General features: G+C 43.3%; 14 protein-coding genes and 3 pseudogenes. 4 read left to right on the top strand and 13 right to left on the bottom strand.

Annotated elements, in window-relative coordinates; all coding sequences use genetic code 11:
* Window positions 1-124 precede the first annotated feature (124 nt).
* Complete coding sequence (locus ACJROX_RS06310) at window positions 125-958, top strand: SDR family oxidoreductase (RefSeq protein ID WP_408009905.1); 834 nt, start codon at window positions 125-127, stop codon at window positions 956-958.
* An 85-nt stretch (window positions 959-1,043) separates the two neighbouring features.
* Here ACJROX_RS06310 and ACJROX_RS06305 read toward each other — a convergent pair.
* Window positions 1,044-1,513, bottom strand: a pseudogene (locus ACJROX_RS06305) (N-acetyltransferase family protein).
* A 108-nt stretch (window positions 1,514-1,621) separates the two neighbouring features.
* Here ACJROX_RS06305 and ACJROX_RS06300 point away from each other — a divergent pair.
* Window positions 1,622-2,971, top strand: a complete 1,350-nt coding sequence (locus ACJROX_RS06300) for an FAD-dependent oxidoreductase (RefSeq protein WP_408009904.1) — start codon at window positions 1,622-1,624, stop codon at window positions 2,969-2,971.
* Between the two features lies 1 nt (window position 2,972).
* Window positions 2,973-3,968 (top strand): class I SAM-dependent methyltransferase, encoded by a 996-nt coding sequence (locus tag ACJROX_RS06295; protein WP_408009903.1) that lies wholly within the window; start codon window positions 2,973-2,975, stop codon window positions 3,966-3,968.
* A gap of 175 nt (window positions 3,969-4,143) precedes the next feature.
* Here the strand turns inward: ACJROX_RS06295 and ACJROX_RS06290 are convergent, their stop codons facing one another.
* The 3 genes from ACJROX_RS06290 to ACJROX_RS06280 all read right to left on the bottom strand — a co-directional run bounded on the left by ACJROX_RS06290 (window position 4,144) and on the right by ACJROX_RS06280 (window position 6,138).
* Entirely contained in the window at window positions 4,144-4,635 is a 492-nt protein-coding gene (locus ACJROX_RS06290) for a GNAT family N-acetyltransferase (protein ID WP_408009902.1), read from the bottom strand.
* A gap of 79 nt (window positions 4,636-4,714) precedes the next feature.
* A complete protein-coding gene (locus ACJROX_RS06285) occupies window positions 4,715-5,071 on the bottom strand; it encodes a cupin (protein ID WP_408009901.1) in 357 nt (118 codons plus the stop codon).
* Between the two features lie 446 nt (window positions 5,072-5,517).
* Window positions 5,518-6,138: a flavin reductase family protein gene (locus ACJROX_RS06280; protein ID WP_408009900.1), complete on the bottom strand. Its 621-nt coding sequence runs from the start codon at window positions 6,136-6,138 to the stop codon at window positions 5,518-5,520.
* 87 nt (window positions 6,139-6,225) lie between these two features.
* Between ACJROX_RS06280 and ACJROX_RS06275 the strand changes: the two genes are divergently transcribed.
* On the top strand, window positions 6,226-6,912 hold the full coding sequence (locus ACJROX_RS06275; RefSeq protein ID WP_408009899.1) for an ArsR/SmtB family transcription factor: 687 nt from the start codon (window positions 6,226-6,228) through the stop codon (window positions 6,910-6,912).
* Between the two features lie 59 nt (window positions 6,913-6,971).
* Here ACJROX_RS06275 and ACJROX_RS06270 read toward each other — a convergent pair whose 3' ends face one another.
* From ACJROX_RS06270 to mtnA, 9 genes and pseudogenes are all read right to left on the bottom strand, one after another.
* Window positions 6,972-7,280 carry a zinc-binding dehydrogenase gene (locus ACJROX_RS06270; RefSeq protein WP_408009898.1) on the bottom strand — a complete coding sequence of 103 codons (309 nt, stop codon included), beginning with the start codon at window positions 7,278-7,280 and terminating at the stop codon, window positions 6,972-6,974.
* A 155-nt stretch (window positions 7,281-7,435) separates the two neighbouring features.
* Window positions 7,436-7,543 (bottom strand): zinc ribbon domain-containing protein, encoded by a 108-nt coding sequence (locus ACJROX_RS06265; protein WP_408009896.1) that lies wholly within the window; start codon window positions 7,541-7,543, stop codon window positions 7,436-7,438.
* 4 nt (window positions 7,544-7,547) lie between these two features.
* A pseudogene (locus tag ACJROX_RS06260) lies at window positions 7,548-7,826 on the bottom strand (helix-turn-helix domain-containing protein); the annotation flags it as partial.
* An 11-nt stretch (window positions 7,827-7,837) separates the two neighbouring features.
* Window positions 7,838-8,101, bottom strand: a pseudogene (gene tnpA, locus ACJROX_RS06255) (IS200/IS605 family transposase); the annotation flags it as partial.
* A gap of 3 nt (window positions 8,102-8,104) precedes the next feature.
* Entirely contained in the window at window positions 8,105-8,581 is a 477-nt protein-coding gene (locus tag ACJROX_RS06250) for a DinB family protein (protein ID WP_408011592.1), read from the bottom strand.
* 123 nt (window positions 8,582-8,704) lie between these two features.
* Entirely contained in the window at window positions 8,705-9,697 is a 993-nt protein-coding gene (locus ACJROX_RS06245; protein ID WP_408011591.1) for an ABC transporter permease, read from the bottom strand.
* A gap of 31 nt (window positions 9,698-9,728) precedes the next feature.
* Window positions 9,729-11,228 carry a sugar ABC transporter ATP-binding protein gene (locus tag ACJROX_RS06240; RefSeq protein ID WP_408009895.1) on the bottom strand — a complete coding sequence of 500 codons (1,500 nt, stop codon included), beginning with the start codon at window positions 11,226-11,228 and terminating at the stop codon, window positions 9,729-9,731.
* 17 nt (window positions 11,229-11,245) lie between these two features.
* On the bottom strand, window positions 11,246-12,385 hold the full coding sequence (locus ACJROX_RS06235) for a sugar ABC transporter substrate-binding protein (RefSeq protein WP_408009894.1): 1,140 nt from the start codon (window positions 12,383-12,385) through the stop codon (window positions 11,246-11,248).
* An 85-nt stretch (window positions 12,386-12,470) separates the two neighbouring features.
* Window positions 12,471-13,517, bottom strand: coding sequence for an S-methyl-5-thioribose-1-phosphate isomerase (mtnA, locus tag ACJROX_RS06230; RefSeq protein ID WP_408009892.1), 1,047 nt, complete (start codon window positions 13,515-13,517; stop codon window positions 12,471-12,473).
* Between the last annotated feature and the right edge of the window lie 3 nt (window positions 13,518-13,520).

Genomic DNA, 13,520 nt, shown 5'->3' with positions numbered 1-13,520 from the left:
TGCTTATAGCAGCCTAATAATAAGAATTTAAAGGAAAATGGCATTTATATCTTTAAATATGACACTGGTTGTCAGGTATTATCAGTTAAAATGAAGATACTCTTTACAAGGAAGGATGGAGGTTATGGGATCATTAAAAGGGAAAATCGCATTGGTAACAGGAGCAAGTAGAGGAGCGGGTCGTGGCATCGCCCTGGAATTAGGAAAAGCGGGCGCTACGGTATACGTTACCGGTCGAAGTGTGAAAGGAAAATCGACGAATGATTGGCCGGGAACGATCGATGATACTGTCGGACAGATCGAGGCTTCAGGTGGCAAGGGTATTCCCATTCAATGTGATCATACGAAAGACAAGGAAACGGAATCCGTGGTTGACCAGATCCATGAAGAACAGGGCAAACTTGACATTCTCGTCAATAACGTATGGGGAGCACATGATCTCTCTATTGAGCCAGCCCCATTCTGGGATTTGCCGTTACAACATTGGGATACGATGTTCACAGCGGGGGTACGGGCACAATTGGCGACCAATCACTTTGCTATACCGCTGCTTCGGAAAAATGAGAAAGCACTCATCTTCCATACGACCTTTTGGGACGATGATAAATACACTGGTCATTTTTACTACGATCTTGCGAAAAATGCATTGACCAGGATGGCTTATGGATTGTCTATTGAGCTGAAACGAGACAATATTACTGTTCTTGCCGTATCACCTGGATGGATGAGGACAGAGCTTGTGCTTAAGCATCATGACTCTGATGAAGAACACTGGCATGAATCTGACGAGTTGAAAAAAACTGAATCACCTTTATATATCGGGCGAGGGATAGTGGCATTGGCGAGTGATCCGAATATCATGGAGAAAAACGGCCAAGTACTGAGAGTAGGCGAACTTGCAAAAGAGTATCGATTTACTGATATTGACGGTCGTTGGATTCCCCCCTTCAAAATTTGATGATTCAAAAAGGCGTCCTCTCTTATGAGGTGCGCCTTTTAACATTTTCCTATTCGATTAACCCAAATCATCCAATGGGACTTCATTATAACCTTTTTACAAATAGAACCCTATCCTTATCAACCCCATCGTAATCCGCAAATACGGAGACTCCATCCCTTCTGCGTCCCCTTTTTCGATCTCAAAGCCCATTTTCGTATGATAGGCGATCGAACCTTTATTCACCGGTGATGTAATGGCACGGATGATGTTTCTTCCATTCTCCTTCGCGACTTCGAAGAAACGATTGTAAAGCGTTCGGCCAATCGCATGTTTCCTGTAATCGGGATGGACGCCGACAAAGTGGATATATGCTTCATGTGAAGACGATTGAGATAGAAAGCCTATTAAGAAGCCGATAACTTCCCCATCCTCTTCAGCTATGAAACTCGTATTGTTGAAGTGATTGAAGAATAGCTTCGGTAACAAGTCAGACATTTGCCTTCCACCCCACCATTCGTTAAGCAGGGGCGACACAATTTCGTAATCCGTACTCTTCGTATGACGTATTTTCATCTTATACCCTCCTCTAGTTCAATCTTTACTCAACAGGGGCGACTTCGCAACGTTTACTTCTTTATTATAAGTGGAAAAGGAGTTTTATCATTAAGGGTGGTGAACGATATGGATTATCAGGTGATGATTGTAGGAGGCGGGATTGCAGGATTGACCTTGGCTGTGAAACTAGCTTCCTGCAGTATCGATGTACTGCTTGTAGAAAAAGATGCGAAGAGCGGTTTGATCTATAAAGGTGAGCTGTTACAGCCGAAAAGTTTAAAGATTTTAGACAAACTTGGTGTTTATGAGGATATACAACAGAACTGGGAATCCCTTCCATCGATTGTGATGACAGAATACGATCAGGATGGAGACGAGCTTGAACTGATCGGAAAGAATGAATTCCGATACGATATCATCCATTCGAAGTACAACACTTCCGTCATGATTCCCCATGAGAAGTTGAAGGAAATCCTGTTTCAGAAAGCTAAACTGTTTCCTCACTTTCACCATATCCGTCCTGGAAAATTTACAGGTTTCATGAACAAGCATAACCGACGGATCGCAAAAGTGAAGACTTCAGATGAAGAGATTGCAATTGAAGCTGGATTCTATATCGGTGCAGAAGGAAGGATCTCTCCTGTACGAAATGAGATGAACGTTACGTTGAAAAAGTATTCTTATAACCATCATTTTTTAACCGTTTCTTTTCCAAAACCACCTTCCTTAAAGACTTCGTCCATCATCACAACGCAGAAACGGTTTCTAGGATTGTTTCCTTTACCGGATGACCAAGTACGCAGTGTATTGTTGATCAAACCTGGAGAATACAAAATCATGCGGAAAGAGGGATTGGAATCGTTCTATCACACCTATATCGAACTGTTGCCGGAGTTGGAAGGTTTTGTTGACCAAATCCAGTCCTGGAATCAGGTTCAATTGATGATTCCTGTCCGCCATAACGTCTCAAATTATATTCAAGATAATTGTGTCCTTGTCGGGGATGCCGCCCACAGCGTGCACCCGATGGCTGGTGAAGGGATGAATCTCGCCATCCAGGATTCAGATGTGCTTGGTGAGTTGCTTTGTTGGATGTATGACACCAGCCAAACTGACCCGATTCATTTGAAGTGGTACGAACAGGTTCGGAAACCCCGGGCAGAATTCGTTTCAAAACTCAGTAACCAGGCTGCTTTACTTTATTCATTCCCGTCCTCTGCCTGGCAAAAATTGCGGATGGGAGGAATCCATAATACCGCACGGAACAGCAAGCTCCATTTTAAGCAGATGCTGAATACCTCTGGACTCGGGATATGGAGATTTACCTTAATGGATCGAATGAAACAAATCGGTCTTCTCCCTCACTTTTTAGGAAGCAGATCGATTTCACCATATGAACAAGAGAAACACTTTTTTACCGAAATAGAGAATTACCCATGGTTGAAGCTAGGATCTGATCAAAGGAGGAACTCGTAGAATGATTGAATGGACGAAATTACTTAGAGCTCGGAAGTGGATGAAGAGCAATGAACCATTCTTATATGCTTTGCATGCGTATGTCGGTTATGAACTTGACCTATTCGATCGCTTTCAGAAAGGAAATACGGTAGAAGCTGTTGCTGCGGATTCCGAATTGGATTTGGATCTCCTTAGAAGATGGACTAATGTAGGTATGGCAGTCGGACATCTTAAAGGGGAAATTGACGGGCATATTCAAGCTGATAAAAAGATGTACAACTATACATCAAAAAGAAGTCCCCATAACGTAGGCGCTTTACTGAAGGAAATGATGGAGCTCCATATCCCGATTTTGCTGGAGTATCCCCGTCTCCTGAGCCAGAAAACAAAGATGGGGTACAAAGAGAAGGATTTCGCGGAAACTGTCGCAGAAACGTCTACCTTTATAGAACGGTTTGCTTTTCCGAAAATATATAAATGGATGAAGAAGAACCGGACGAAATCAATGCTTGATTTAGGCTGTGGCCATGCGGGATACATTGCAAAACTAAGTTCGAAAAATAAGAAGCTAAAACTGCACGGGGTGGAACTGAACCAGGAGGTATGTAATGAAGCCGTGTCCCGATTGAGCCGGGTGAAGAGCAACAACGCTACTATTCATCAAGGTGATTTTATGAATTGGGAATGGGAAGGCAAACCTTTCGATATGGTGATGATGAACAATGTCCTGTATTATTTCTCACCTGATGGGCGTGCGGCGTTATTTGAACGGGCATACGATCTGACAGGGAAAAAAGGCTCCCTTGTCATCATCTCTCCACTACGAGAACCACAGCATGGGCATGCGTTTTCAGCTGCGTTCAACAGTTTCATGACCGCTCATGACAACTTGTTCGCCTTGCCGTCCAAGAACGAAATCTGCGAAAATGCTTCCAATCACGGTTATAAATTGAAAAAAGCTGTTCCTGTAGTGAAGGAAGGTGCATGGTATTTCCTTGCTTTTAAAAAGAAATGAAGGGCTGACCCACATTTCAGAAAAAGACCAAGAAGGAAAAACCTATGGATAATTTTCATTTTCTCCGTGGTTTTTCCTCATTAAAAGGCATTGGGTTAAGCCCCTTTTCCATGTATCCCTATTTCTTCAAATCTTCTTTTAATAACGAGTACATATAGAGGTCATCGAATTTACCTCAAGTAAATTCATAATGTCGAAGCAAGCCCTCTCGTAAGAAACCTTGCCTTTCCACTAGCTTTTGAGATGGAAGATTTGTCAGTTCAATCAACGCTTCGATTCTTTCCAATTCGAGCTGATCAAATCCATACCTAACCACTGCTTTTAAAGCTTCAGAAGCTATACCCTGTCCCCAATAATCCTTGCATAACTCAAATCCCACTTCCGCCCGATGATGTTTAGGCACCGTATTCAGAAATCCACAACTGCCAATCACTTTATTAAAATCTTTCACCGTGATTCCCCACCTGATACCGCTGCCATTTTTGTAGATTGATTCATACCAATTGATCTCATCCAGGACATCTTCTTCAGTTTTGCTCGGTGGCAGCCCCATATGTTTCACAACCTCTTCATCAGAAAGATAAGCAAACATATCAGAAGCATCCTCTTTTGTTACTTTTCTTAGAATCAATCTTTTCGTTTCTAATGCCGGAAATTCTTTTTCCATTGATTTTCTCCCTTAAATTCTTATATAAACAATAGTCAAATTGTTGAAAAAGTCCAGATTATTTTCAGCTAACCCTCGGTTATTTCTCTTTTGGCATGATTACTGAAGGTTCTAGTTCTTCACTTTCAATGACGATCGCTGTCAAACCGGTGTCAGTCTTGGTTTCATGCCATTCATCCTTCTCCCAGAATACTGCATCTCCACTCTTAACCTTTAGATACTCCTCTTCAGCACCTTTTACATATCCTCCTCCATTCAAGATTAATAGGATTTGAGGTACAACTGCCTGGTGATGTCCGATAATTCCGTTTTTGTCTAAATGCATACACCCGATGTGGGCTGGTTTTTCGGTTTGGATGATCCGTGACATGATGAAATCCGAATCGAATTTTGTTATCTTTTTCCCAACCTCTTTATTGAATTGAAAAAGTTCCATTGCGTGTTCCTCCATGAAAATTTACCTTGGCTTTCCTTTGGAATGTGAATATGTCTAATCGAATACATCAGAATCTCCTTTGAAATGTTATGTCAATTACTCCATATGAACCATCAACTTATGATGCCCGTTTTTTTCCAATCTTCATAAATCGATATTATAGTTTTATGGATTTCCCTTAAGGTGAGTATTACTAAGAAAAGCATCATGAATGTTACGATTTCTCCAGTAAAAACCGATATAACAGCGATGACAACCATCCACAAGTAAAACATTTTTTGATCTATCTAAATCTTCCTTTCTACTCTAAAAATTAGGGAAGAGCGATTTTATTTCATGTTAGCATAAAATTCCAGATTGCAGCTTCAAAATTATCAAGAACTAAAAAGAGTGCAGAAAAACACATCGTTTCTCTACACTTTTCAAGGCTTTTCCCAAAACATATTTTATGTCTCTGCTCGAAACGTCTTACCTAATTGATTGCCTAAACCGAAGTAGTGACGAAAATTATAAATGAGCGGACTCCATTTTTCTGGATCTATATGATTACCCTGTTTAATAATATTCTTATGTGCATGGACATGAACAGACTGGGTTTCAACAATGGCGATGCCTGGTTGATAGTCTGGTACTCTTATATTCAAAACCTTTGCTTCAATCTGTATCGGACATTCAAGTATACGAGTGGGTTTAACACTTTCCGATTGAGTCGGGGTTAAGTTGCTGACTTCAAATTTTTCTTTTTTATAGGTAAACCCAATTAATTTTTTGGATTCTGGAACAGGATCTTTCCCGGTAAATGGTGCAAGACGCTCTACATTTTCCCACAGTGAAGGATCGGGAATATTGATGACACACTCTGCATGTCGAATTAAATTTTCATAAGCCTTCCCTCCTACACCAATCCCGAGGACAATAATATCCCCCAGTGCCCAGGAAGAGGACATAGGGCTGATATTGACTGTTTCATCCTCATTTAAAGTTGTTAATAAAATAACAGGTGTTCCGTAATAAAGAATTTTAGGATGGATGATTTTCGTTTCACAGGATTCAGATAATTGCTTCATTAAATGGCCTCCTTTTTGTATATTCATATTGTAAAACATGAATATTTCCATTATCATCGAAATATGGATTACATAGGAGGGATCATTATGATTACAGGACCAAATGTAGCTGCAGTCGCAAAATTGATCAGCGAACCATCCCGTGCTGTCATATTAACCGCTTTACTGGATGGTAGGTTTCATCCTGCCAGCAGCCTGGCTTATGTTGCGGGAATTAAACCTCAAACGGCAAGTTTCCATCTGAAGAAAATGATTGATGCAAATGTTGTTCGTGTAGAAAAACACGGAAGACATAGATATTATGGCCTTCAAAACCATGAAATTGCAGAAGTGTTGGAATCATTATTGTCATTAGCTCCTAAAGTCGAAGTCAAATCATTCAAGCAAGATTCGAATGATAAGGCCATTCGATATGCACGGACTTGTTATGATCATCTTGCTGGACAATTAGGTGTAAAAATAACTGATTCTTTACTTGATAATGATTTCCTCAAACCTGTAGATAACACCTTTAAACTGACTCCTGAAGGGGAAAAATTCTTTCGAGATTTTGAAATCGATCTTGGACAGGTTAGAAAGAAGCGTCGTGCCTACATTCATAAGTGTTTGGACTGGAGTGAAAGGCGTCACCACCTCGCAGGAGCTGTAGGTAATGCCCTTTTAGATAGACTCATTGATTTAAAATGGATTGAACGAGTACCTACTATTCGAGCTGTTAAAATCACTCCGACAGGAAAGTCAAGTCTTAAAGAAGTATTTGACATTGAAATATAAATTCCGAACTCAAAAAAAGCCACAGGTTGGATCGGTCACCTGTGGCTTTACTTGTTGCGTCATGATTTTATCGGGATGACGATCTTTCCTCTTGCATGGTGTGATTCACTAAGTTCATGAGCTTTACGAAGTCCTTCTTCAGAGAATTCGAACGTATAGCCGACATGCGGTTTGACTTTACCTTCTTCAATCAACTCTCTAATTTGATCCAGCGGTTTTCTATCGGGTTCCAACCATACAAAGCTTACTTTGACACCATTCAGCTTGGCAAGATCTTCGTTCGGCGGAGCGACGATCGAAGCAAGCCTGTCCCCATTTTTCAGGATGTCGAAGCTTTTTTCCTGGATATCTCCACCGAGTGAATCCAATACGAAATCATAGTCATTCAGTTCGTCTGTGAACTACCCACCACTTACCACCCTTACGGGTTACTTGAAGTGGGGGCTTCTTGGGTAATCGCCACTTTTAGTAGCTGACGAAATAGACCAAGCTAACCCTCTTGTTCCAAGAGTTTTATATTTGATTAGGCAGTTGCTAATAAGCACATGCCTTCTTTTTTGATATTCAGTGCGGAGTTGTAATCTCTATCAAGATTTAGTCCGCACTCACATCGATAGATACGTTCTGACAATGTTATTTCTCTTACTGATCCACAATTTGAACAAGTCTTTGTAGAAGGAAACAATGTCCACTTCTTTTAACCACGTAAATTCTTTTTTGTATTTAGCAGGAGTTGGGTGTTTCACATTTTTTAGTGCTTCTTTATTGTCTTTCAAAGTTTCATAGGTATCTTTTCGTTCTGCCAACATTTTATTGTAGACAAAACGAACACAACCGAAGGTTTTACGGATTAACTTAGCCTGTTCTTCTGTTGGATACAATCGAAACTTATATGCCTTGTTTTGTTTAGCCATATCAAATCACCTCACTTCATTCCTTGATTTTCGATATACTTTTTCACTACTTCAATAGGCGAACCACCAGTGGTCAACAAACAAAAACTTCTCGACCAAAACATTTCTTTCCATAGTTTTTTACGAATTTGAGGAAAATCCTTTTTTATCAGCCTTGAACTAGCACTTTTGTATGTATTGATGAACTTTGATAATTCGCTGTTTGGTTGAGCTTTGAAAAGGATATGTACATGGTCAATATCATGATTCCATTCGACTAATGTGATATAAGACTCGGGTTATGTATAAAGTCCTCTTCGAACCAGGTTTGCTGTCACAGGATCCTTTCCAATTTCCCGTGCCCAAACAGATAACTGACCTATGTGGTGGATTTCGTGAGCGATGACATGACGCAGGATCTCTCCATGCCTGTAAGTGACTGTTTCCCCATTTGCATCGGTTTCTGATGCGATACGGAACTCCATATCACTATTCCAAGATCGGACGAACGGCTCCACTTTCCTGTGGTATTTTCTTGATAGATCTTTTACTTTTTGTACGCTGGCATAATCTTCAAACGGAGGCTCCTCAAACTCCGATTCACCTTGTAAATATAAAATCCAGCTGTATTCGACATCCACGATGTGATACAGCGTATACAAGATACTGCCTGGACCACCGATCCGTTTTTTCAATAATTCCTCTTCAGGAACATTTTCGCACCAGGTAAACCAATCATCACGAACTTGCCAGTTATATTGGAACAGTTTCAACATCACAACCCCCCCACCTGTATACTCGTTTACTAACAACTCTTCTTCACAGAGTTTTAAAATCCTCTATTAAGATAGCTATACGAACAACAAAAAATGCGGATAAAATATCCACATTTTTTCTCCCTATATTTTAAAATCGGCTGCTTTTTTCTGATAAAAGGTGAAGGCTAGTGCTGCCACAAGGATCGTTCCTTTGACGATATCCTGTGCGTAGTAAGGCACATTCATCATCGTAAGTCCGTTAAGCAGGATGCCGATCAATACGGCACCGATAAAAGTGCCGAACGGATTCGGTTTCCCTTGTCCGAGGACGGAATATCCGATCAATGCCGCTGCGACCCCGTCCATGAGGAGTGGTGCTCCAGCAGAGATCTGGCCTGTGCCAATTCTTGAAGCGAGTACGATCCCGGCAATGGATGCGAACAATCCGCTCAATACATAAGCATACATCCGGTACCGCTCGACCGGGACTCCAGAAAGGCGGGCTGCTTCCCGGTTCGAACCTGTCACATACAACAGTCTGCCAGCTTTCGTGTACGATAAAAACAGATGGACGATGATGACGAAGAAAATCATCAGAATCGCAGGAAACGGAACCGAAAACAGTTCACCCTGGCCGATGAAAAGGAAAGATGGAATGAACACGCCAGGTGCTGTACCTCCTTCAGACATCGGCATATTGTTGTAAATCGAGAACCCCTTCGTATAAGTCAGCTGGATCCCGTTGACGATGTACATGACCGCAAGCGTCGCGAGTAAATCGGGGATTTTTATTTTTACCACGATGAACGAATTGATCAAGCCGACCACAAGACCCAATAATAACGGGATCAGAAGGACGACGAGCAATTCCTGGCGATACCAGACGAGTGCTGCTGCGCTTCCGATCGTCGCTAAACTCACCGTCGACCCTACGGACAAGTCGAAACCGCCAACAATCAAGGTGAAGGTGACACCGAGCGCCACCAACGTGACGATTGAAATCGATCGTAAAATATCCGTGAAATTGCTGTAGGTCAAAAACCGTTCGTTCGTGACGCTGAAAAATAAAATCAACAGGGCGATGACTAGAAGTGTTCCATACTTGAAAAGAAAATTGACGAGTCTTTCCTTGATGACAAGATTCGCTCCTGGAGCATACTGTCCTTTAACTTGAACTGTTTGTTTCACTTATCTTCCCTCCAGTAGCTGCTTGCATGATATTTTCACGTATCGCTCCTGTTCCAGTGAATGACGCCGTGATCTCCCCGTCGTATATGACAAGGATCCGGTCTGCGATAAGGAGGAGTTCCTCGGTTTCACTTGTAAAATAAAGGATTCCTTTTCCCTGGCCAGCAAGTGAATCGATCAATTGGAAAATTTCCTTCTTCGCATTCACGTCGATCCCTTTCGTCGGTTCATCGAACAGGAAGACATTCCGTTCCGGGGATATCCATTTGCCGATTGCAACCTTCTGCTGGTTTCCACCGCTCAAATTTTTCAACAGGCTCTCTTCGGATGGTGTTACGATTCCAAGTTGCGCAATTTTATCCTTGGTAAAGCCCTTTTCTTTCTTCAATCTGAGCCAGCCGAATTTCGTGAAAGATTTCAATGATGGAAGCGAAAGATTGTGGGCAACACTGTGACCGGTCACGATCCCTTCCTTCCTGCGTTCCTCCGGTACGAGGCAAAGCCCTTGTTTAAGAGCATCATATGGGGAAGCTATTTTCCTCTCCTCACCGTTCAAGAACCAAGAACCCGTTGCTCCTCCCGCACCGAACAGCGCTTTCGCTGTTTCACTTTTTCCTGCTCCGACCAATCCTGCAATTCCGACGATTTCACCTTCGTGGACTTTGAGGCTGATTTCTTTGCCTGTATCCGGAACGTGGAGCTTTTTCACTTCAAAGAGCGTGTTCGAGGAGATCGGTTTCGGTTGACGTTTTACATTCTGAAGGGACTTTCCGAGCATCTGCCGGATGATCTGCCCGATCGTCGCATCCTTTGTTTCTTCCGTTGTTATCAGTTTGCCGTCCCTCAAAACAGTGAACCGGTCACTGATCGTTTTGATTTCAGGCATACGATGGGAGATATAGATGATGCCGACGCCTTTTTCACGAAGCCTTTCGATCAAGCTGAACAGGGTTTCCGTTTCATTCTCGCTCAAAGGTGCAGTCGGTTCATCAAGGATCAAGTAACGGACATTGCCTGCCATTGCACGGGCAATAAGGATCATCTGTTTCTCAGATAAGCTGCACTCCGCAACCGGTTTATTGACGTCCAGACTTATGTTCATCTCAGATAAAATCGTTTCCGCTTGTTTCCGGATCGCCCTCCACGATAACCTCGAGAGCTTGAAACCACTGTTGAAGTCATCAATGATGAGGTTTTCAGCTACCGATAAAGTCGGGAAAAGGGCGGTATCCACTTCCTGTACGACGATTCCGATCCCGTGCCGTTTCGCATCCGACGGCGAGTCGATCGAGATGTTCTTACCGTCGATCTCGATCGTCCCTCCATCCTTTATATAATCACCGGCAAGGATCTTCATCAATGTACTTTTACCAGCTCCATTCACACCTAATAACGCATGCACTTCACCAGCATTGACCGAGAACGTGACGTCTTTAAGAACATCCACCTTGTCGAAACGTTTATCGATATTTCGCATGATCAACTGGCTCATGGTTACTCGGCCTTTTCCTCTAATGCTTTCATCCAAGGGGATACACCAGCATCTGAGCTGCCCCATCCGTTGACATATTCACCGATTTCATCCATGGAGATCGTTTGATCCGGAAGGTCCGATTGTTTGACGAGATGCGGGTCCAATGAATAGATGGATGGTGTTTCTTCCCCTGCTGCCTTTTGATATAAAAAGCGGACTTGAGCCCGGCCGACTTCAGATGGATCGGTGGCAGCGGTCGCTACCCATGGGCTGTTTTCTTTTTGGATGATCTGAAGGTCTTCATCGCTCAGATCAATCCCATATACTTTGATGTCAGTACGTCCAGCTTGTTCCAGTGCACGCGTTACACCTTTTGCGAATTCATCCCATGGGGCGAACACCGCATCAATGTCCCCTTCATTCGGGTACTTTTTCAGGATCGCTTCCATCTGGTTCTGGGTATCAAGGGCTGTGTTGGCGGTCGCGTTTCCGAATTTCGCCACCTCTTTTATATTCGGATATCGTTCTTTGAATGCATCGTAGATTGTATTACGGCGCTCCATCGGAGCGAATCCGCCTACCCAGACATAAACGATTTCACCTTCCCCGTTCAAGTCCTGGGCGAGTGTTTTCAGTGAACTCCATGCCAGGCTGTAGTCGTCCTGGTCGATGACAGTTACACCTGGTAGGTTCAGATCGCTATCGAAGGCGACGACCGGAATCCCTTTATCCAGGGCTTCTTTTACCCCGCTTTCCAATGCGTCCGCGCGACCATGGTCGATAAGGATTCCATCGACGCCCTGATTGATTGCCGTTTCAAGGTGTGTGGCCATTTTCGAAAGGTCATTATCGGCGTTATAGATTTGGACTTCTCCACCGAACGCTTCGACCTGTTCTTTTACCCCTTGTACATATTGCGAGGAGAATGTTCCAATCGACATTTGCATGATCGCTGCGATTTTCAAAGGTTCCTGTACGCCTTCTGGGATTTCTGCTGAAACGTCACCGGAAGAATTGCTGTCCTTTTTCTCTGTTGATTTGTCACTGTCTTCTGCTTTCACCGTATCTTGTGGTGCTGCTGCATCTTGTTCATTTGTACAAGCCGCTAGAATCAATGTGAAAAGTAAAAGTAAAATGAATGCTGTTTTCAAAGGTTTCAATGGTTTTCCCCCTAAATATAATTAGTTTTTTCATCCGCTTACTCAGTTTAAAAGTGACAGGGAGCTACGGAATCTATATACACCCTTATATCGTTTTCACTTTCTGTAATCCTTCTTGCAGATCCCCTGTGATGATGCCCTTTTCGGTTATGATTCCCGTTATATATTCATGAGGTGTCACATCAAATGCAGGGTTGTAGATGTTGACTCCCTCCGCAGCTACACGTTCTCCGTTCCAGTGAGTGACTTCGTCTTCGGTTCTTTCTTCAATCGGAATTTCTTCCCCTGAGGAAATGGTCAGATCGATCGTCGACAAAGGTGAAGCCACATAGAAAGGGATATTGAATGCTTTTGCTAGCACAGCGAGCCCGAGCGTCCCGATTTTGTTGGCGACATCCCCGTTGGCTGCGATCCGGTCCGTACCTACGATGACGGCTGAGATGTTCTTGTTCTTCAAAACGTGTGCTGCCATATTGTCGGTGATCAGGGTGACATCCACTCCGATCTGTCCCAGCTCCCAGGCAGTCAGACGCGCCCCTTGCAAGACGGGCCGTGTCTCTGTCGCATATACAGAAAGCTCGATTCCCTGCTCTTTCGAGAGATAAATAGGAGCAAGCGCTGTTCCATATCTGGCAGTCGCAATCCCGCCCGCATTGCAGTGCGTCAAAACAGTATCCCCTTGTTGAAGGAGTGATAAGCCATATTCGCCGATCTTTCTGCACACCGCTTCGTCCTCGGTTTGGATTGCAAGGGCTTCTGCTAGAACAGTCTGCTTCGCCTCTTCGACTATTTTCGCATGGAATGCAGCTGCGACGACCCGATCGATTGCCCAGAACAGGTTGACCGCTGTCGGCCGGGAACTTGCCAGGTAATCCCGCTGTATCCGGAGACCTGTTCTGAAATCTTCAATCGATTGTCCCGCAAACTTGCTCGCCCAGAGCGCAAGGCCGAATGCTGCAGCAATTCCAATCGCTGGAGCTCCCCTCACTTTCAACGAATGGATGCTTTCCCATACCCCCTTCACATCATCCAGATGTATATATTCTGTTTTGAGGGGCAGCTTTTGTTGGTCGAGCAATACGACTCGATTGTTTTCCCATCTTACTGAGCGGATAAAATCTGTTTCTATCATTCT

It is taken from the genome of Pseudalkalibacillus sp. A8, assembly GCF_045920555.1.
Lineage (GTDB): Bacteria > Bacillota > Bacilli > Bacillales > Fictibacillaceae > Pseudalkalibacillus.
Note: the sequence above shows the minus strand (reverse complement) of the source record. Positions and strands in the feature narration are given on the sequence as shown.